Annotated in this window: 1 pseudogene; it reads right to left on the bottom strand. The window is 54.6% G+C overall.

Features of this window, described 5'->3' with window-relative positions:
- Positions 1-2,371 (bottom strand): annotated as a pseudogene (locus QZL71_RS12995) (hypothetical protein); the annotation flags it as partial.
- Between the last annotated feature and the right edge of the window lie 141 nt (positions 2,372-2,512).

Raw genomic sequence — 2,512 nt, 5'->3', positions numbered from 1 at the left:
CGCCCAGAGTGGACTTTGCCGTGCCGCCCTCAACAGTAACGGTACTCCTCAGCACGGAAGCGGGGATGCTGTAAACGGCGGTCAGCTTCACGCCGTCCTGCGGCATGGTAAAGACGATCTTTTCCGTGCCCTTTTCCGTTTCGGAGCCCAGACTACCCTCAATTATGCCAATATTCTTGCTGGAATCTTTTTCCACCTTCCAGTGATGGAACGACTCATTCTCCTTGACAGGCTCATTGGCTTCGATCGTGACGGTCTGGCCCGGCTGTACGAACACCGTGCCCGTCTGTCTTTCGCCCTTTCCGACGCGGATCGTGCCGTCCTTCACTGTGACCTGCATATCTAATACAGGTGCCGGGAAGCTATAAGAAGCTTTCAGCTCCACCGGGCTGGCCGGCATGGTGAAGGTCATATTTTTTTCGGTATTTTTCTGCGCTTCGGTCAGTTCAAAGCTTTCCGGGCTGATCACTTTCCAGCCGCCGAACTTTGTAACACTCGGGTTTTCGTTCTTACCGCTCACCGTGACCGTTTCACCCTCAAAGGCGCTGGTCAGGCCGGTGGTGTCGTCGCCCACCTGTGCGGTGCCGTTTTTCACGGTAATGCTGTAAGTCTCCCTCGGCTCAATGCGCAGGTATCTGCTTCCTGCCGCTTCTGCAAGCGGATGAATGCGCGGGTCGATCAGCTTTGCATCCGGCTCTTCGCTGGTATAGTAGACGTAGTTTTTGCCGCCTGCCTGTGTAAAGGCAACAGTGCCCACACGGCCGCCCTGTGCGTTGTTTTTCAGGGTCACAGTACCGGAAGCGGTGATCTTGGTATCTCCGGAGACTGCTCCTGCGGCATCTCTGATGGAAATGGTGACATTCTCGGCGTTGTTGATGGTCAGTTTTTCCGCCGCTCTGCCAACGGTGCTGTAAATGGCCACGTTACCATTGCTGGTGATATTTGCGCTGCCATTCACAACGTTGCTGCCTGCAGAAAGCGTCACTTCGCTGGAATCATAAATGTTCAGGCTTCCGTTCACAGCCATACTTTTGTCGCTGCGGATATTCACCTTACCGGTGCAGTTGATGTCAGCCTCGCCCTGAATTGCATCATACCGGTCACTGGTAACGGTCACATCGTGTGCACCTACAGCACTCGAATCGCCTTGCTGTCCGATCGTCAAACTACTTCTTGCGCCGATGCCGCCGTTCAAAATGACATCCGTCTCCGGCGCTCTGACCTTCAGCACATAATTGATCCTCTCTTTTGCCGTCAGGGTCTTTTTCTCAATGTCATAGCAGAGGGCACCATCACCTAAGATATCTTTATAGTTTACACCGTTAACAGCTGTCTCATTGACTGTAATATCCCAGTTTGCGGTATCCTCCACCTTGCCGTCTTGGTTCAAATAGGTGATAGCACCGGTCAGGCTGTTTTTGTCCACCTCAACGATGGTACTGCTGGGACTTATGATCCAGCCCCAACTATCTTTGAATTTCTGTACGGTAAGGCTGCCGCCGGTCATGGTCAGGTCATTCGCACTTGCCAACGCGCCGATGGCTGCTCCGGGCTTTCCTGCAATGGCCTTCACGGTGCCGCCGGTAATGGTAATGGTCGTAGGCAACAGCGAATATTCATTATAACCACTGCCAATACCGTAACCCCACTCGCCGCCCGTGGCCGTCACCACGCCGCCATTGATCCTGATATTTTCAGCCTTGCCAGAATGGCCGCCGCCGATGCCGGCACCATCCCTCCCTGTGCACTCTGCAGTGATGGTGCCGCCGTTGATGACAATATTACGGACGTTGTTATTATAACTACTGCCAATGCCAGCTGCACAATCACCGCCGTAGGCCTCCAGCGAGCCGGTGCCGTCGATGGTCAGGGTCCCGTCATCGTCTGCCTTTTCCAGACCGGCGCGGTTCTCGCCGCTGCGCAGGATGTTGGTGCCTGTAATAACCAGCTCCACATTGCCGCTGACCGAGACTGCCGCGCCGGGAGCATCGATATTGACATTGGACAGCGTGACTTTTGCACCAGTGGTGCCGCCTTCGATGGTCAGGGTGTTGGTCGTCCGGCCGCCGTCCGTTGTGATCTGCAGATCGTCCTTTTGCTGAGCTTCATTATTGCCCTGCTTGGCATACTGTTTGCCATCCTCCCCAATATAGACTCTGATGCTGCCGTCCTTGAGATTCATCTGATACGCAGGTTCTTCTTCCATCATACCGTTCTCTTCGTCCAGCACGCTCACCGCGCTTTTGGCGGCGGTGCTCTGCTGGAGCAGGGCATCGGTGCTTGCGGCCAGAGCCGGGGCGGAAAGGCTGAACATCATGCACGCTGCCAGCGCAGCGGAAGCTGCCCGCCGGGCCAAAATATTTCGTTTCATAGGGGTTCCTCCTTTGCGAAAATTATTACGGGGGGGGGTATGCATTACGGTACTTTGATTATCTCACACTTTACCGGATTTTGGAAGCAAACCTGCGTGAATCGCCCTAAAAGCAGCGTGAAAAGCATGATTTGTGCCGGT

The organism is uncultured Faecalibacterium sp., from assembly GCF_900066275.1.
GTDB lineage: Bacteria > Bacillota > Clostridia > Oscillospirales > Ruminococcaceae > Faecalibacterium > Faecalibacterium taiwanense.
The sequence above is the reverse complement of the archived record's forward strand: the minus strand, read 5'-3'. Positions and strand labels throughout refer to the sequence as shown.